Consider the following 16,724-nt stretch of genomic DNA (forward strand, 5'->3'; position numbering starts at 1 on the left):
GCCAACATATGGAGGTCCGGCAGGCCGCCGCTCGCTGACCAGGACTGTAAAGCAAGTAATGGAGAGACCGACAAATGGACAAGCAACCCCACGAGCAGACACAGGGCGAGGCGCCGGGAGGCGAAGAGGCCGGCGGGCGTTCCGCCAGATTGATATGGGGGCTACGCGCCTTCGGGTTGCTGGTGGCACTGATCGTCTGGCTCGCCATGGGCCAGGCCGAAGGGCTGTCGCCGGATGCGCGCTGGGTGGCGACGATCGGCGCCCTGATGGCGGTATGGTGGATGACCGAGGCTATCCCGCTCTCGGCCACCGCCCTGCTGCCGATCGTGCTGATCCCGATGCTGACGGAGCGTACCGTGGCCCAGGCCACGGCGCCCTACGCCAGCTCTATCGTGTTTTTGTTCCTCGGTGGCTTCCTGATCGCCATCGCCATGGAGAAGTGGAACCTGCACCGGCGCATCGCGCTGCTGACCCTGGCCCGGGTCGGGGTCTCGCCGCACCGGATCGTGCTCGGCATGATGCTTGCCACGGGGTTCCTGTCGATGTGGGTCTCCAACACCGCGACGACCCTGATGATGCTGCCGATCGGGCTCTCCGTGCTGGCCCTGGTGGCGGAACGCAGCGGTGAATCCACCGAGACGGTCAGCGCCGGCCACGACCATCACCGGGCCGGTCACGTCGACTTCATCGCCGACGAGAACATCAAGCGCTTCGGCCTCTGCCTGCTGCTGGCCATCGCCTGGTCGGCCAGCATGGGTGGCCTCGGCACCCTGCTCGGCAGCCCGCCCAACGCCATCGTCGCCGGCTACGCCGCCGACGAGCTGGGCCGCAATATCGGTTTTCTCGACTGGATGATGCTCGGCGTGCCGCTGGCCTTCACCTTCATCCTGGTTGGCTGGGTACTGATGACCCGGGTGCTCTACCCGTTCAAGGTCGAGGAGATTCCCGGCGGCCAGGAGATGATCGAAGGGGAGGTCCGCAAGCTCGGCTCGCTCACCCAGGGCGAGAAGATGGTACTGCTGGTGTTCGGCTCGGCGGCGTTCCTGTGGGTGGTGCCCGGTGTTCTCGGCAACATCCCGGGGGTGGGGCAGTGGCTGGGGCCGCTGGGTAATCTCGACGATACCGCCATCGCCGTTGCCGCCGGGATTGCGCTGTTCGTGCTGCCGGCGCGAGGTCGCAACGAGATGGTGCTGAACTGGAAGGATGCCGAGGATGGGCTGCCCTGGGGGGTGCTGCTGCTGTTCGGCGGCGGCTTGAGCCTTGCCGGCGCCGTGGCAGGCACTGGCCTGGACAGCTGGTTCGGTCAGCAGATCACTGGACTGGGCGTGCTGCCAATCCTGCTGCTGGTGGCTGCCGTGGCCACCATCGTGCTGTTCCTCACGGAAGTGACCAGCAACACGGCCACGGCCGCGACCTTCATCCCCGTGCTCGGCGGTGTGGCGGTGGGCATCGGCACCGACTCGATGACGCTGCTGATCCCGGCGGCCTTCGCCGCGACCTGCGCCTTCATGCTGCCGGTCGGCACGCCACCCAATGCTATCGTGTTCGGCACCGGCGCGGTCAGCATCGGTCAGATGGCCCGGGGTGGGGTCGTCCTCAACATCGTCGGGATCGTGTTGATCACGCTGTTCTGCTATCTGCTCGGCGGCTTTGCGCTGGGCCTGCAGTTCTGATCCCCTCTGGGGGTGGCACCGTGACGGGCTCTTGGGGCTCTTGCCGGGTTGGGCTCCAGCGGACCGCCACCCCGCTTCGTGCGGCGCCTCCGGTGCCGTTCGAGTGTATCGATGAGCGAGGGGAAGGCGAGCGTTGATTGTCGCTGCCGGCGTTCCCTGCCTATAGTGAGGGGCACCGTTTTCCGCTCGAGAGAGGTGACGCATGAACCAGCCCGCCGTTTCCGCCGCGACCGCGCAGGACTTCAAGGTCGCCGATATCAGCCTGGCCGACTGGGGACGGCGCGAGATCCGCATCGCCGAGACCGAGATGCCGGCGCTGATGAAGATTCGCGCCAAGTATCGCAACGAACGGCCGCTGGCCGGGGCGCGCATCGCCGGCTGCATTCACATGACCATCCAGACCGCGGTGCTGATCGAAACCCTGATCGACCTGGGGGCGTCGGTGCGCTGGTCGTCGTGCAACATCTTCTCGACTCAGGATCACGCCGCTGCCGCCATTGCCGCGGCGGGCATCCCGGTGTTCGCCTGGAAGGGCGAGACGGAAGAGGAGTTCTGGTGGTGCATCGAGCAGACCGTGGCGGGGCCCGACGGCTGGACCCCCAACATGGTGCTCGACGATGGCGGCGACCTCACCGCGCTGCTGCATGACAAGCGCCCCGAGCTGCTCGATGCCATCCACGGGATCTCCGAGGAGACCACTACCGGCGTGCATCGCCTGCAGGAGATGCTGCGCGACCGTACGCTCAAGGTACCGGCGATCAACGTCAACGACGCCGTGACCAAATCGAAGAATGACAACAAGTATGGCTGTCGCCACTCGCTCAACGACGCCATCAAGCGTGGCCTCGACCACCTGCTGGCTGGCAAGCAGGCGCTGGTGGTGGGCTACGGCGACGTGGGCAAGGGCTCGGCGGCCTCGCTGCGCCAGGAGGGCATGATCGTCAAGATCGCCGAGATCGACCCGATCTGCGCCATGCAGGCGTGCATGGACGGCTATGAAGTGGTCTCGCCCTATGTCGACGGCATCAATCGCGGCAAGCAGAGCGTGGATTGCCAGTTGCTCTCGCGCATCGACCTGGTGGTCACCGCCACCGGCAACATCGAGGCCTGCGACGCCGCCATGCTCGAGGCGCTCAAGCCCGGCGCGGTGGTGTGCAACATCGGCCACTTCGACAACGAGATCGATACCGCCTTCATGCGCCGCCACTGGCACTGGGAGGAGGTCAAGCCGCAGGTGCACAAGGTCTATCGCGACAGCACGCCGGGCCACTTCGACCCCGCCAGCAGCGACTACCTGTTGCTGCTCTCCGAAGGGCGCCTGGTCAACCTGGGTAACGCTACCGGGCACCCCTCGCGGGTGATGGATGGCTCCTTCGCCAACCAGGTGCTGGCGCAGATCCACCTCTATCAGCAGCGCTTCGCCGACCTGCCGCCGGCCGAGAAGGAGGGCGGCCTGGCTGTTACCGTGCTGCCGCGCCATCTCGACGAGGAGGTGGCTCGCTACATGGTCGAGGGCTTCGGCGGCGTACTCACGCAGATGACCGAGCAGCAGGCCAAGTACACCGGCGTGCCGGTGGCGGGGCCGTACAAGCCGGACGCCTATCGCTATTGAGCGTATCGCGAGGCAACGGAAAGCGAAGTAACGGAGAACGAAGCGCCGCCTGCGGGCGGCGCTTCCATTGGTCAGCCATCGACGAAGGCAAGCATGCGGCCCGCCAGCAGCACTGCCGGCCATAGCAGCAGCGACAGAAGGCCGGCCACGAGCAGCCGTCGGGGCGTGGCATGTGCCAGACCCGGCCCCAGGTTGAGCAGCAGGGCGTTGGCGATGGCCAGTGCGATCAGCGCCAGCTTGAGCAGGAACAGCGGCATGGCGGCATAGCCGCTGGGGTCGGCGAGAAACAGCAGCGCCCCGGTGGCCATTGCCAGCAGCAGCCCAGCGACGGCCACCGGCTGCAGCAGCCGGCCCAGCTCTTGCAGCGGCAAGCGTTTGCGCCAACCCAGCAGGCGCAGGTCAAGGGCAATGATGGCGCCGATCAGCAGGGCGATGCCCAGCACGTGCAGGGCATTGATCGCCGCATAGCCCCAGCGTGAGAGCCGCACCCATTCAGCCAGGGCAGTATCGGCGAGCGATGTCAGCAGGGCTTCCACGTCACCAATTCAGATTCGCCCTGGATAGAGCACGTAGTGCTCCTCGCCGATCCACAGCTGCTCGGCCTTGAGCACACGTTCACGCGCATGTTCGCCCGAGACGCGCAGCTCCACGCCTTCGGCGAGGTCGCCCTCTTCCAACCCGGCGCGTTCGTTGCGCCAGGGCTGGCCGACCTCGACCGTCCAGGTTTCGCCATCCACGTCGAGTTGCACTTCGCCGTGGGGATTGCCCAGCCGCACCTGGGTGATGGTGCCTTCTATCTCGATGGTCTCGCCGCCGACCCAGCCGTGGTGGGCCTGGGCGGGGGCGAGGAAAAGCAGCATGACGATGGCGAGCGCCCAATATGCATGACGATGCATGATGGTCTCCTTCCAGAAGGTGTCTTGCTTCAGGCTAGCTCTACCGGGCCGGGCTTCAAGGCCAATCGTTCTACAGGCCGGCCAGGCGCATCAGCAGCGGCAGGTAGAGCGGAATCAGCAGCGGGGCGGCCAGAGTGGTGGCCAGTACCGCCAGGGCGCCCTTTTCTGGCTTGATGCCGAGCTCCATGGCGACCACCACCACGTTGGCCGCCATCGGCACCACGCCGATCAGCAGAAGCGCCAGGGCTAGCTCGTCGGGCAGCGTCATCAGCGTCTGCAGCAGCACCACCACCGCCAGCATCAGCCAGGGCCACAGCAGGTAGCGGATCGCCACGCAGCCGGTCATGAAACGCAAGTCGATCTCGCGAATCGTGACTCGGCCCAGGGTCATGCCGATGATCATCATGCCGAGCAAGGTGTAGGTGGAGGGAAACACCGCCAGGCTGTCGATCAGCGCGGCCGGCAGCGTCAGGCCGAGCCCGCTTACCAGCAGCGCGGCGAGAAAGGCATAGATCAAGGGCAGGCGCGCGATCTTGCTCAGGCTCTGACGCACCGAGAACTGGCCGCGGGCGCTGAGGTAGAAGCCCACCGTGAACTCGTAGAGTGTCACGCCGAGCAGACAGAACAGGTACAGCGTCACGCCTTCCGGAGGGAGCAGGATCATGGCGATGGGCAGGCCGAAATAGCCGGTGTTGCCGGTGCCGGAGGAGAAGGCGAGCACCGCGCCCTCCTGTGGTGACAGGAAGCGCTTGGCCAGCGGGTTGATGGCAGCGGCGACCAGGCTTGCCAGCAGGAACAGCGCCAGGGTCAGCAGCAGATAGTGGGGCGTGGGGCCGCCCAGCAGCAGGCCGCGAAAGAAGGTGACCGGCGCGATCAGGTAGATCAGCAGCGTGGCGATGGGGCGTGGATCGATGGCCAGCCGCCGTGCCGCCAGCCAGCCGAGGCCGACGAAGGCCAGAAGGGTCCAGAGGGGGCCCAGCAGGGCACTGGGGTCGATCATCGCTCGCCATTCCATCGCCGAAAGCCGATATGATGCCTGTCGGCGAGACGGCTGTCAGCCATGCATGATCGACCCGCTCAGCGGTGGCGAAATCAGCCGTTGCGCCGGCTCGACCTGGCCCGCTCGGCCTGGTCGTCGATGTTCTCCTTGTGCGAGGTCTTGTCGCGCACGACCTGGGTGCCGCCTACTGGGGTCGTCTCGCGCCGCGTATCGATACCGGGCTTCTTGCCGCTGTGCTTCTGGTCGTCGACGTTGGCGTCCGGACGGTAGACGTCGTCCTGGGCGGGTGAGCGCCCGCCTTTGTGACCGGCGCTGTCGTTGGGGCTGTGTTCGTCGGGCTTGTGGTCGGCGGGAGCGTCGCGCTCAGTCAGCCGCCGAGCCCCCTCGCGCAACGATTCACGCTCTTTTTCGCTCATCTGCGTGCTTTGTCCGCCATTGCGCTCTTGGCGTGATCTCTCCATGTTCAACCTCCTGCTTTGCGCTCCGTGCATCCCTATCCTTCGCTGTTGGCGTCTGTTCAGCCGCCCTTGCCCTCGTCTCCCATGGTGAAGGAGGGCGGATCGCTGGCCGGGAAGGTCTCGGCGTTGGCTTCATCCAGCTCACGCTCCGCCTGCTGCGTCTTCGCCTCGGCCGGCGATATCTCGGTATAGCCAGGCTCCAGCATCCAACGTTGGTCGCGGTGGGTAAGCAGTGCGCTGGGTACCCAGAAGCGGCTGCCCGTCTCGGTGATGATGCCGACCTTGTCCACGTCACTGGTATCCGCCACCTTGCCGACCTGCTTGCCCTCGTCGTCGAAGACGGCGGTACCGGTGATCAGTTCCTGTGTCATGGGGTTCTCCTCATTGGTGAGTAACCCGGTGTCCGTACCGGGCCGGTCGCCTTTTCTCTTATCCCAGCGTCGTTGTCTCGCGAGCGTGGGTCAACGTGACATGAGCGAAGATTTGTTAGCGAAGTTTGAGCTTTTGCAGCCGAGGCCCGTCTGCCACCTGCCTCAATTCAGACCGAACGGTTATAATCGTCCGGCTCTATATGATGAAAGCTCATGTGGCAGCGTGGAACTTTTCATTGGTCAGGCGTCCGGCCGAACGGCAGAATGCAGGAATTCGCATCGCTCCCGGCAAACCAGAGAGATTTTCATGAGCAGCTCATATCCGCTAGGCATCAGTTTCGAGTTCTTTCCCCCCAACACCGAGGCGGGACGCGAGAAGCTGATCGGGGTGCGTGACGCTCTGGCCGAGCGGGACCCGCGCTTCTTCTCGGTCACCTATGGCGCCGGCGGTTCGACCCAGGGACGCACGCTCAACACCGTGAGAAGCGTGCGTGAGTCCGGCATCACCACCGCGCCGCACCTTTCCTGCATCGGCAGCGAGAAGGCCCAGTTGCGTGACCTGCTCGCTCAGTACCGCGAAGAGGGCATCGACAGCCTGGTGGCACTGCGTGGCGATCTGCCCTCGGGCATGGGCGGCATCGGTGAGCTGCGCTATGCCAACGAGCTGGTGGAGTTCATCCGCGAGGAAACCGGCGACCACTTCGAGATCGCCGTGGCGGCCTATCCGGAATCCCACCCGCAGGCGCCGAGCTTCGAGCGCGACTTGGAGAACTTCGCGCGCAAGGTGAAAGCGGGGGCCAATCTCGCCATCACCCAATACTTCTTCACCGCCGAGGCTTACTTCCACTTCGTCGAGCGCGCCCAGGCGCTGGGCGTCGAGGCGCCGATCGTGCCCGGCATCATGCCAATCACCAATTACACCAAGCTGGCCCGTTTCTCCGATGCCTGCGGCGCCGAGATTCCACGCTGGATCCGCAAGCAGCTCGAGGCCTACGGTGACGACAGCGAGGCCATCGCGGCCTTCGGCACCGAGGTGGTGTCGCGGCTTTGTCAGCGCCTGCTCGACGGCGGTGCGCCCGGCCTGCACTTCTACACCCTCAACCAGGCGGAGCCCTGCCTGCGCATCCTCGACAACCTGGGCTGAGTCCATCGCTTTGGCGCTGGGGCGCATCTGCGACTAGCCTGTTTCCTGCATGTCCATGGAATCAGGAACAGGAGGTCGCTAGATGCGCCATGCCAACCTTTCGGGAGTCGCTTTCGCCTCCCTGATGCTAGCTGCGGGAATGGGACAAGCCCAGGCCCAGGAAGGCCACGAAGTCGAGATCAATTGGGTGAGTGCCGATGGCGTCGAGGATTCCATCGGTACCATCACGCTCGAAGATACCGACCACGGCTTGTTGCTAACCCCCGACCTGCGCGAGATGCCGCCCGGCGTGTACGGTTTCCACGTCCACGAGAATCCCAGCTGCGAGCCGGGTGAAGACGAGGACGGGAACATGGCGGCCGCCGGCGAGGCGGGAGGCCACTACGATCCCGAGGAGACCGATAGCCACCAGGGGCCCTATGGTGACGGTCATCTGGGCGACCTGCCGGTGCTGATCGTCAACGAAGACGGCGAGGCGAACCTGCCGGTGCTGGCGCCGCGGCTCACCGTCGATGACGTGCAGGGCCGCAGCCTGATGATCCACGAAGGCGGCGACACCTACTCCGACGAGCCGGAGGATGGCGGCGGCGGCGGTCGTATGGCCTGTGGCGTGGTCGAGTCCTGAGCGCTATCGCTTGCGCTTCCTAGCCCTTAAATGACATAGCTCTTGAACGACTCGGCCCTTGAACGACTCGGCCCCGCCATCTGGCGGGGCCGCTTCATTGGGTGTCAGTGAGATTGGGTGTCAGGAGGTATGGCGTCAGTCGTCCGTGTCGCTGGCGTCTTCGTCGTCTGCATCCTCGTCCGGGCGCATTTCGGGTGGCAGCATTTCGACCGGCACTTCGAGGCCTTGCTCCTCGTAGTAGCGTACCGCCCCGGGGTGGAACCAGATCACGCCATTCTTGTCGAGGTGCTCCGCCCGGGTTTCGATGGCGGCGGGGTGGATCTCCATCATGGCGTCGGGGTGGTCCAGCACCAGCTTCATCAATTCGTAGACGAAGCTTTCCGGCAGGTCCTTGTGGCCGATGGCGAAATTCCAGAACGACACCGAAGCGTGGGGGGCATCCATCGAGGCATAGGTATCGGCGGGAATCTCGAAGGCCGACACCGGGAAGGCGTCCAGCAGGGTGCTCTGCTCTTGCTCCGTCAGGCCGAACATGTGCACGTCACGACGCCGCTCGAGACGCTCGAAGGCTCTGATCGGCAGGCCGGCGCAGAAGGCGAAGGCGTCACTCAGCCGAGAGGTCAGGTAGTCGGCCAGATGGTTGGCATCGGCATACTGCAGATGCACGTCCTCGACGCCCAGTGCATCCAGAAACTGCGGCCAATAGGCGGCGCAGGTACCGCCCATGGGGCCGACCCCGACTCGCTTGCCGCTCAGATCGGCGATGCTCTCGATGCCCGAGCCGGCCAGCGTCACCACATGGAAGGGGGTCTGGTACATGGGGAAGAGCGCGCGCACGTCGCGCATCTCCTCGCCGGGGGCGAATTCGGCCTCGCCGTCCCAGAGTTCGCGGGCCGGGCCCAAGGTGACTAGGCCCAGCTCCGCCTCGCCGGTATGGACCAGCGTCATGTTGTGATAGGGCCCGCCGGTCGCCTGGGAGACGGCGTCAATGCCGAGTTCGTCGATGAGGCGGGTCACCAGACCGTCGCCATAAACCTGATAGGTGCCACCGAGGGAGGCAGTGCCCAACAGGACTTCCGTCGGCCAATCGGCCCGTTCATCGGCCAGGGTGGGGGCGCTCCCGAACAGCAGGGCGCAGGAAGCGACTAGCGGATACAGCGTGGGGAACCGTCCAGTGCTCATGGTGTGTCTCCTGTCGGTGAGGTGGGCGGTGAAGCCAAGGTGGCCGAGGCCACCTTGGCTTGCGCCCGATCTCGGATCAGGTCAGGGCCTTGGGCTTGGCCTTCAATGCGGCAGCCTGCCACATGAACACCAGCCCGCCGATGCCGACGCCGAGCAGGTCGGTCATCCAGCCACCGGCGATCATCGACAGCGCGGCGGCCAGCAGCATCACGCGCTGCACGAAGTTGACGCCACCGTTGAGGAACCAGCCCTGCACCGAGGCGGCCAGCAGGTAGATCCCCACACCCGCGGTGAGGGCCACGCGCAGGATCTGCATCCAGGTGCCGTCCATCAGCAGCGCCGGGCTGTAGAAGAACATGAAGGGCACGATGAATGCGGCCAGACCGAACTTGAAGGAGGTCACGGCCGTCTTCAGCGGATCGGTTCCCGAGATGGCGGCGGCGGCATAACCGGCCAGTGCCACCGGCGGGGTGATGGCCGAGAGTACCGCGTAGTAGAACACGAAGAAGTGCGCCACCAGCGGCGGAATGCCGATCTGCTGCAGGCCCGGCGCCACCACCGAAGCGGCTACCGCGTAGGCCGCCGTGGTGGGCATGCCCATGCCGAGCAGGATCGAGATGCACATGGCGAAGAACAGTGCCAGCAGATGGCTGGCATCGGCGATCCCCAGCAGCATGGAGGCGAAGCGGGCACCGACGCCGGTCAGGGCGATGACGCCGACGATGATACCGGCACAGGCACACACCGCGATCAGCGGAATGGCCATGCGCGCGCCCAGCGAGAGGGCGTTGAGCAGCGCCTTGGGGCCCATCCAGTGGGGCGTGAACCAGGACACCACGGCGGCGCTGACCATCGCCAGGGTACCGGCACGAATCACCGAGTAGCCCATGAACAGGGTGCCGATCAGGATGATGATGGGCAGGAACAGGTAGACCTGTTTGACCATCTTGCGGAATACCGGCAGTTGGTCCTTGGGCAGACCCTGCATGCCGCCGCGGCGGGCTTCCAGGTCCACCATCAGGTAGATGGAGAGGAAGTACAGGGCGGCCGGAATCAGTGCGGCAATGGCGATTTCGGTATAGGGGATACCGGTGATCTCGGCCATGATGAAGGCGCCCGCGCCCATGATCGGCGGTACGATCTGGCCACCGGTGGAAGCTGCGGCTTCGATGCCGCCAGCGCTGCGCGGGTGGTAGCCCACCTTCTTCATCAGCGGAATGGTCAGCGAGCCGGTCGCCACGACGTTGCCGGCAGAGGTGCCGTTGATCATGCCCATCAGGCCGGAAGCGAATACTGCCACCTTGGCCGGGCCGCCACGCGCGCGACCGGCGGCGGCGAAGGCGAAGTTGACGAAATAGTCACCCACGCGGGAGGCCTGCAGGAAGGCGGCGAAGGTGATGAACAGAATGATGTAGGTGGACGAGACCGCGGTGGTCGCGCCGAGGATACCGTTGTCGGTATACAGATAGGTGAAGAAGCGCTGCGGCGAGTAGCCGCGGTGTTCCAGCAGGCCGGGCAAGTAAGGGCCGGCAAAGGCATAGACCAGGAACACGGCGGTGATGAGGATCAGCGCCAGCCCCGCTACGCGGCGGGTGAGTTCCATGATCAGGGCCACCCCGACGGCCGAGACGAGGAACTCGGTCTGTCCGGCAAACGGTGTGCCGGCGGCCATGCGCCAGCGCTGCAGCACGAACAGCAGGTAGGCGGCGACGATGATCGAAGCGACGATCAGGACGGCGTCGGCCCAATGGACGGAGCGGCTCGAGCTGCGCCAGATCCAGCTGCTGATCATGGCGATGCCGGTGGCGATCGTCAGTGCCCAGCTCATGTGCACCAGCACCCAGCCGGCAGGGGGCGTGCCCTGGGTTTCCCGGATGAACCAGGCATAACCGATGGCGAAGGCGGCATAGACGATGGCGGCTATGGCCGGAATCATGGCTAACCACTCGACCTTGGCTATGTGCCTTTCGCCCGGGCTGCGGTCCAGAGTATAGGCGGCGGTGATGGCGAAGCCTACGGCCAGGCCACCGGCCACGTGAATGATGCGAAACGCCCAGGTCTCGATGGGTGAGACGTTGAGTGCATAGAGATGCATGGCCGTAAAGAGGACACAGGCGGCAAATACCGTCTGGCCGAGCAGGCCGGAAAGCACGCGCTCGTTATGGGCGATCGGGATGTCGGAGACACCTTCGGTGCCGATCTTCGAGGCGGCTTGTTCGGGTTGGGTTTCGTGGGTCATGCCGGGATGCCTTGAGGGGTTACAGTTGCCTTAGAGGGCTAAGGCGTTGACGCCGGCCCGAAGGCCGGCGTCGATGCGCGTATAGATCAACCGCGCAGATCCTCCGGGATCTCGTAGCCGTTCTCTTCGAACCAGCGTACGGCACCCGGATGCCAGGGCAGGAAGGTGTTGAACTCGAAGTTCTCGGCCACCGTCTCGCTGGCGGCACCATGGATCTGGACCATGCGGTCGTTGTTTTCCATCACGGTCTTGGTCACTTCATAGACCAGAGATTCCGGCATGTCCTTATGGGTGATGGCGAAGTTCCAGATCGAAACGGCCGGCAGGTCTTCGTCCAGGCTGTTGTAGACGGAAGCCGGGATGCTGGCCGGGCTCAGCTCAGGGAAGTCGCCCAGGAACTGCTCCATCTCTTCCTCGGAGAAGGAGAAGATGTTGACGTTGGCTTGGGCTTCGAGCTGGTTGAAGGCTGAGATCGGCACGCCCGCGGCGAAGGCGAAGGCGTCGATCAGGCCGTCCTGCAACTGGCCTGCCTGGTCGGCAGCACCGCCGTTGCGGGTGCTGACGTTGAGGCCGAGCTTCTCGAACAGCTGCGGATAGTACATGTCCGAAGTACCGCCCGCCGGGCCGACGCCCACGGTCTTGCCGTCCAGGTCGGCAACGGAGCTGATGCCCGAGCCGGACATGGCAACGATCTGCAGGGTGGTCTGGTACATCGGGAATACGGCGCGAATGTCGGTGTGCTCGACGCCCGGGGCAAGTTCGCTGTTGCCGGTCCACGCCTCGTAGGCCGGACCCATGGTCACCATGCCGAAGTCGTGCTCACCCATTTGTACCAGAGTGGCGTTCTGTACGGGGCCGCCGGTCACTTCGGCGCCGAAGGAAACGCCAAGGGCGTCGCCGACCATGTTGGCCCAGCCGGAGCCGTAGATGTAGTAGGTGCCACCCTGGCTGGCGGTGCCCACGGTCAGGCTACGGGGCCAGTCGCTGCGGTCGTCGGCCTGGGCGCCGGCGGCGACCAGAGCCGCACCGAGCACGGAGGTGGCGATCAGTTTGGAGGCGGTATAGCGCATTGGAGTACTCCGATTTGCCTTTGTCGTTATTGGAGCCCACCTGAAGTGGGTCCTTATGAAATACGTTGTAACGCACATGAGTATAGGCAATTGCTGCGCCATGCAGGGGTAGTGCTTGTAAAAACAAGACATTACTTTTTTTGCATTCGACGAAAGTCGAGATGGAGAAAATGAGATCTGGCTGGGATTTCGCACTAGTTACGTAATATGTGTGTGGATATCCGCACGCTGGGTGGCGCAGAACGTTTCGGTGAGCGTTGCGATCAGTCGGCCAGCCTGGTGCAGGTCGTTCATCAACGACGAGGCGAGCCATGGATCGAGGCGATGTTCCCGCAACCGCTTGGCCAGCTCATGCTGCCAGTGACGGCGCACTTCTTCGACGGGCGCGGCGATGGTGGCGGCCTCCTTCTCCTCGGCGAGCCGGTTGAGGCCGGTGGCAATGGCCAGGCGCAGATCGTCGTGGGCTTCACGCAGCGGGCTGGCCGGCGCGGCATGGCGCAGAAGGCTACGCTGCAGCACCTCGCCGAGGCGTACTGCTTCCACCATGCGCAGCGAACGTTCCTGCAGCTCGTCCAGCCTCGCCTGCTGAGCGTCTGTCAGCGGTACGTCGAGGCGTGCCTGGAATTCCAGAATCTCGGTGAGCAGCGGTTTGATTCGCTCCTGATAGCGGGCATCGATGCCTGGCCAGGCGTCGGGGTCGATGCGGGCCGCCACCGCTTGGCGCTGCGGTGGGTGGCCGATCACCTCGGCACTGGGCAGCAGGATGGCGCTGCACAGCAGATGGTAGGCACGCCGGTCGAGGCGCCGACACTCCTGCTCCATGGCGGCAGCGGCGGTATCCGCATGATTGAGGGCGGAGCTGTCGAGGTAGCGTGCCTGCGACGGCGGCAGTCGGGCGGGCTCGGGAAAACGGCGCTCGAGCAGGCTGGCCAACTGCGGGATCCAGGGCAGCATCAGCACGATGCCGAGCAGGTTGAATAGAGTGTGGAACAGGGCCAGCTTGAGCGGCCAGGCCGTTTCCGCCAGTCCCACCAGTTCGGCAAGGACATCCACCAGCCAGGCCAGTGGTACCAGCAGCACCAGGGCGACCGCGGCGGTGACCAGATTGAAGATTACATGCGCACCGGCCAGACGGCGTGCCGCGACGCCGGCGGAAAGCGCGCCCAGCACGGCGGTGACCGTGGTACCGATGTTGGCGCCGATGGCGATGGCCAGCGCCGGCAGGTAGGGCAGTTGCCCCGAGGCCAGGGCCGTCAGGGTGAGCAGCAGCGTCGCATGGCTCGACTGCATGACCACGGTGGCGACGATGCCGATTGCCACGAACAGCGGCCAGTGCCACAGCCGGTCGCCGGCCAGGCCGTCCAGCCGCAGGCCATCCTGCCAGGCCTCGAAGCCGAGCTTCATGAAGTCGATACCGAGGAACAGCAGGCCGATGCCCAGCAGCAACCCGGCGATACCGGCCAGCGGGCCGCTGAGGCGGTAACGGCCGAGCAGGCCGAGGGCGAGCAGCGGCATGGCATAGTGGGCCAGGTCGAAGCGCAGGCCGAACGTGGCGATCAGCCAGGCCCCGGTGGTCGTTCCGAGGTTGGCGCCGAACAGCAGAGCGATGGCGCCGGGCAGGGCGACCAGGCCGGCGCTGACGAAGGACATCGCCAGCAGGGTGATGAGCGAACTGGACTGGACCAGGGCGGTGGCCAGGGCGCCGACGCCAATGGCACGCCCGGGGTGGCGCGTGGCGGCGTACAGCCAGCGGTCGAGAGTGCCACCGGAGAGCCGTTTGATGGCCTCTTCCAGAAGGCTCATGCCCCACAGGAACAGCCCCAGACCGGCGGCCAGCGTGGCGAGGTCGGGGCGTGACAGCAGCAGCGCGCCGGCGGCTGCCAGACCGAGCAACTCCAGGCGTCGCCGACTGCTCGACCGCGACCCGGCGGCGTCGGTCGCCTCCGCCACGCTCAACGTCTCCCGGGGTCGAGAATTCTCACCGTCTGGATGGTATTGCGGCGCTGCTCCTCACGCTCGCGATTGACGCGGGTCTCGAGCTCGGCCGCCGTCTCTTCTTCGATGGGCGCCTGTTCGAAGAAATCGCAGTTGACGCAGTCGCGATAGCGCACGCCGCTCTGCTCCCAGGTGCGGATCTTGTCCATCTCGGCACAGCGGGGGCAGACGGCGCCGGCGATGAAGCGTTTCTGAACGGCCATGTTGCCTCCATGAGCAAAGAGCCGCCGGCAGCGCCGGCGGCGGTGTGGCTACGATAGCGTGCCGTGCCTGCGCTGTCAGGCGGCGCGAATGCCGCTGTGACGCAGCAGTGGCTCGACGCTGGGCTCGCGACCGCGGAAGGCGCGGAACAGCGCCGCGGCGTCGCGAGCGCCACCCTGTTCGAGGATTTCGCTGCGGAAGCGCTGGCCGGTCTCGGCATCGAAGATGCCGGCCTCCTCGAAGGCGCTCCAGGCGTCGGCAGAGAGCACTTCGGCCCATTTGTAGCTGTAGTATCCCGCCGCATAGCCGCCGGCGAAGATATGGCTGAAGCCGTTCTGGAAGCGGTTGAAGTCGGCCTTGGGCACAACCGACACGGCGTTGCGCACTTCGTCGAGCAGCGCCTGCACCTCGGCTGCCGTAGGGGCGGTCAGCTCATGATGGAGGCGCAGATCGAACAGCGAGAATTCGAGCTGGCGCACCAGACCCATCGCCGACTGGAAGTTCTTGGCCGCCTGCAGGCGCTCCAGCAGTTCGGCGGGCAGTGCCTCGCCGCTGTCGACATGACCGGCAATCAGATCGAGCCCTTCACGTTCCCAGCAGTAGTTCTCCATGAACTGGCTGGGCAGTTCCACCGCATCCCACGCCACGCCGTTGATGCCGGAAACGTCGGCCACCGTCTGCCGGGTCAGCATGTGGTGGAGGCCATGGCCGAATTCATGGAACAGGGTGGTGACCTCGTCATGGGTGAGCAGGGCCGGCCGGTCGCCCACCGGGCGGGTGAAGTTGCAGGTCAGGTAGGCGACGGGCAGTTGCAGTCCGCCATCTTCCCGGCAGCGGCGCACCCGGCACTCGTCCATCCAGGCGCCGCCGCGCTTGCCCTCGCGGGCGTAGAGGTCGAGATAGAAGCCGGCAATCGGCTCGCCCTGCTCGAGAATGCGGAAATAGTGCACCTCGGGGTGGTAGCGGGGGGCTTGCAAGTCTTCCTCGACGGTGACGCCGTAGAGCCGTTCCACCACCTGGAACAGCCCATCCACGACCCGGGGGGCGGGAAAGTAGGGGCGCAGCTGCTCCTGGGAGATGGCATGGCGCGCTTCGCGCAGCTTCTCGCTGACGTAGCCGATGTCCCAGGGAGCGAGCTCGGTCAGGCCCAGGGTATCGCGGGCGTAGGCTTCGAGTTCGGCGAACTCCTCCCGTGCCTGGGGCACCGCTCGGCGGGCCAGATCCTCCAGGAAATCGAGCACCTGGCGTGGCGATTCGGCCATCTTGGTGGCCAGCGAATAGTCGGCGTAGCTGGCGAAACCCAGCAGCTCGGCCAGTTCACGGCGCAGGCGCAGCGTCTCCTCGATGATCGGGGCGTTGTCGTACTCGCCGGCGTTGGGGCCCTGGTCCGAAGCGCGGGTAACGAAGGCGGTGTACACCTCACGGCGCAGCTCGCGGTCGTCGGCGAAGGTCAGCACCGGATAGAAGCTTGGAAAGTCGAGGGTGATGCGATAGCCCTTCGCCCCCTTGGCCTCGGCGTTGGCGGCAAGCGTCGCCAGGCCGCTCTCGGGCAGGCCGACCAGCCTGGCTGCATCGTCGATGTCCTTGTGCCAGGCCTGAGTGGCGTCGAGCAGCTGGTTGGAGAAAGTGTTGGAAAGCTCCGACAGGCGCGATGTGATTTTGCCGTAGCGCTGCTGCTGGGCCGGCGGCAGATCGACACCGGCAAGGCGGAAGTCGCGCAGGGCATTGTCGACGCTGCGGCGCTGCGCCTCGTCCAGCTCGGCCCAGGCGGGCCCCTCCTTGAGGGCCTGCCAGGCACGGAACAGCCCCTCGTGCTGGCCCAGCCAGGTGCTGTAATCCGAAAGCTTGCCCAGACAGGCCTGATGGGCCTCGCGCAGGGCCGGCGAGTTCATGGTGCCGTTGAGGTGCTTTACCGGCGACCAGGCCCGCGACAGCCGGTCGTTGAGTGCCTCGAGCGGTGCGGCCAGGCTGTCCCAACTGGGCGTCTCCTGCTCGGCGCGTTCGACCAGCGCCTCGATGTCGGCGCGACTGTCGGCCAGCAGCTTGTCGATGGCCGGTACCACGTGCTCCGGCTTGATCTCGGCGAAAGGGGGCAGCTCGTGGGATTCAAGCAGGGGGTTGTGGGACATGCGCACCTCGGGCGTAGTGGATATGAGAGCGTAGTGGATATGGGAGCAGAATAGCGATTAGATGCGGCCAGGTGTCACGGGTTTCAATCCCGCCGGGGATTGGTCGCGGAGTGTCGGCCTGATAGGCTT

At 65.5% G+C, this 16,724-nt stretch carries 15 protein-coding genes; 4 read left to right on the forward strand and 11 right to left on the reverse strand.

Annotated elements, in window-relative coordinates; all coding sequences use genetic code 11:
• Positions 1-74 precede the first annotated feature (74 nt).
• Both B8115_RS03785 and ahcY read left to right on the forward strand, forming a co-directional pair.
• Positions 75-1,673, forward strand: coding sequence for an SLC13 family permease (locus tag B8115_RS03785; RefSeq protein WP_010626426.1), 1,599 nt, complete (start codon positions 75-77; stop codon positions 1,671-1,673).
• Positions 1,674-1,875: 202 nt separating this feature from the next.
• On the forward strand, positions 1,876-3,285 hold the full coding sequence (gene ahcY / locus B8115_RS03790) for an adenosylhomocysteinase (RefSeq protein WP_010626427.1): 1,410 nt from the start codon (positions 1,876-1,878) through the stop codon (positions 3,283-3,285).
• Between the two features lie 71 nt (positions 3,286-3,356).
• On the opposite strand, the gene B8115_RS03795 is transcribed toward ahcY, so the two are convergent.
• From B8115_RS03795 to B8115_RS03815, 5 genes are all read right to left on the reverse strand, one after another.
• Positions 3,357-3,821, reverse strand: coding sequence for a hypothetical protein (locus B8115_RS03795; RefSeq protein ID WP_010626428.1), 465 nt, complete (start codon positions 3,819-3,821; stop codon positions 3,357-3,359).
• 9 nt (positions 3,822-3,830) lie between these two features.
• Positions 3,831-4,181: a DUF6152 family protein gene (locus B8115_RS03800; protein WP_010626429.1), complete on the reverse strand. Its 351-nt coding sequence runs from the start codon at positions 4,179-4,181 to the stop codon at positions 3,831-3,833.
• A 70-nt stretch (positions 4,182-4,251) separates the two neighbouring features.
• Positions 4,252-5,181, reverse strand: a complete 930-nt coding sequence (locus B8115_RS03805; RefSeq protein WP_010626430.1) for an AEC family transporter — start codon at positions 5,179-5,181, stop codon at positions 4,252-4,254.
• Between the two features lie 92 nt (positions 5,182-5,273).
• Entirely contained in the window at positions 5,274-5,642 is a 369-nt protein-coding gene (locus B8115_RS03810; protein WP_010626431.1) for a hypothetical protein, read from the reverse strand.
• 56 nt (positions 5,643-5,698) lie between these two features.
• A complete protein-coding gene (locus B8115_RS03815) occupies positions 5,699-6,010 on the reverse strand; it encodes a hypothetical protein (RefSeq protein ID WP_010626432.1) in 312 nt (103 codons plus the stop codon).
• A 307-nt stretch (positions 6,011-6,317) separates the two neighbouring features.
• On the opposite strand from B8115_RS03815, the gene metF reads away from it, so the two are divergent.
• Complete coding sequence (metF, locus tag B8115_RS03820) at positions 6,318-7,154, forward strand: methylenetetrahydrofolate reductase [NAD(P)H] (RefSeq protein WP_010626433.1); 837 nt, start codon at positions 6,318-6,320, stop codon at positions 7,152-7,154.
• 82 nt (positions 7,155-7,236) lie between these two features.
• Positions 7,237-7,779: a superoxide dismutase family protein gene (gene sodC / locus B8115_RS03825; RefSeq protein WP_010626434.1), complete on the forward strand. Its 543-nt coding sequence runs from the start codon at positions 7,237-7,239 to the stop codon at positions 7,777-7,779.
• A gap of 135 nt (positions 7,780-7,914) precedes the next feature.
• Here the strand turns inward: sodC and B8115_RS03830 are convergent, their stop codons facing one another.
• From B8115_RS03830 to prlC, 6 genes are all read right to left on the reverse strand, one after another.
• Positions 7,915-8,961, reverse strand: coding sequence for a TAXI family TRAP transporter solute-binding subunit (locus B8115_RS03830; protein ID WP_010626435.1), 1,047 nt, complete (start codon positions 8,959-8,961; stop codon positions 7,915-7,917).
• 76 nt (positions 8,962-9,037) lie between these two features.
• On the reverse strand, positions 9,038-11,200 hold the full coding sequence (locus B8115_RS03835; protein WP_010626436.1) for a TRAP transporter fused permease subunit: 2,163 nt from the start codon (positions 11,198-11,200) through the stop codon (positions 9,038-9,040).
• Positions 11,201-11,286: 86 nt separating this feature from the next.
• Positions 11,287-12,270: a TAXI family TRAP transporter solute-binding subunit gene (locus B8115_RS03840; protein ID WP_010626437.1), complete on the reverse strand. Its 984-nt coding sequence runs from the start codon at positions 12,268-12,270 to the stop codon at positions 11,287-11,289.
• A 198-nt stretch (positions 12,271-12,468) separates the two neighbouring features.
• Positions 12,469-14,220, reverse strand: a complete 1,752-nt coding sequence (locus B8115_RS03845) for a Na/Pi cotransporter family protein (protein ID WP_051004593.1) — start codon at positions 14,218-14,220, stop codon at positions 12,469-12,471.
• Positions 14,221-14,222: 2 nt separating this feature from the next.
• On the reverse strand, positions 14,223-14,468 hold the full coding sequence (locus tag B8115_RS03850) for a YheV family putative zinc ribbon protein (protein ID WP_010626439.1): 246 nt from the start codon (positions 14,466-14,468) through the stop codon (positions 14,223-14,225).
• A 75-nt stretch (positions 14,469-14,543) separates the two neighbouring features.
• Entirely contained in the window at positions 14,544-16,595 is a 2,052-nt protein-coding gene (prlC, locus tag B8115_RS03855; protein ID WP_010626440.1) for an oligopeptidase A, read from the reverse strand.
• Positions 16,596-16,724 lie beyond the last annotated feature (129 nt).

Origin of the sequence: Halomonas sp. KM-1, assembly GCF_000246875.1 — a bacterium.
GTDB lineage: Bacteria > Pseudomonadota > Gammaproteobacteria > Pseudomonadales > Halomonadaceae > Halomonas > Halomonas aerodenitrificans.

What these genes read in the sequence shown, in the direction of transcription:
- B8115_RS03785 (WP_010626426.1), top strand. Translation starts at nt 75, where the DNA reads ATGGACAAGCAACCCCACGAGCAGACACAGGGCGAGGCGCCGGGAGGC.
- ahcY (WP_010626427.1), top strand. Translation starts at nt 1,876, where the DNA reads ATGAACCAGCCCGCCGTTTCCGCCGCGACCGCGCAGGACTTCAAGGTC.
- B8115_RS03800 (WP_010626429.1), bottom strand. Translation starts at nt 4,181, where the DNA reads ATGCATCGTCATGCATATTGGGCGCTCGCCATCGTCATGCTGCTTTTC.
- B8115_RS03805 (WP_010626430.1), bottom strand. Translation starts at nt 5,181, where the DNA reads ATGATCGACCCCAGTGCCCTGCTGGGCCCCCTCTGGACCCTTCTGGCC.
- B8115_RS03810 (WP_010626431.1), bottom strand. Translation starts at nt 5,642, where the DNA reads ATGGAGAGATCACGCCAAGAGCGCAATGGCGGACAAAGCACGCAGATG.
- B8115_RS03815 (WP_010626432.1), bottom strand. Translation starts at nt 6,010, where the DNA reads ATGACACAGGAACTGATCACCGGTACCGCCGTCTTCGACGACGAGGGC.
- metF (WP_010626433.1), top strand. Translation starts at nt 6,318, where the DNA reads ATGAGCAGCTCATATCCGCTAGGCATCAGTTTCGAGTTCTTTCCCCCC.
- sodC (WP_010626434.1), top strand. Translation starts at nt 7,237, where the DNA reads ATGCGCCATGCCAACCTTTCGGGAGTCGCTTTCGCCTCCCTGATGCTA.
- B8115_RS03830 (WP_010626435.1), bottom strand. Translation starts at nt 8,961, where the DNA reads ATGAGCACTGGACGGTTCCCCACGCTGTATCCGCTAGTCGCTTCCTGC.
- B8115_RS03835 (WP_010626436.1), bottom strand. Translation starts at nt 11,200, where the DNA reads ATGACCCACGAAACCCAACCCGAACAAGCCGCCTCGAAGATCGGCACC.
- B8115_RS03840 (WP_010626437.1), bottom strand. Translation starts at nt 12,270, where the DNA reads ATGCGCTATACCGCCTCCAAACTGATCGCCACCTCCGTGCTCGGTGCG.
- B8115_RS03850 (WP_010626439.1), bottom strand. Translation starts at nt 14,468, where the DNA reads ATGGCCGTTCAGAAACGCTTCATCGCCGGCGCCGTCTGCCCCCGCTGT.
- prlC (WP_010626440.1), bottom strand. Translation starts at nt 16,595, where the DNA reads ATGTCCCACAACCCCCTGCTTGAATCCCACGAGCTGCCCCCTTTCGCC.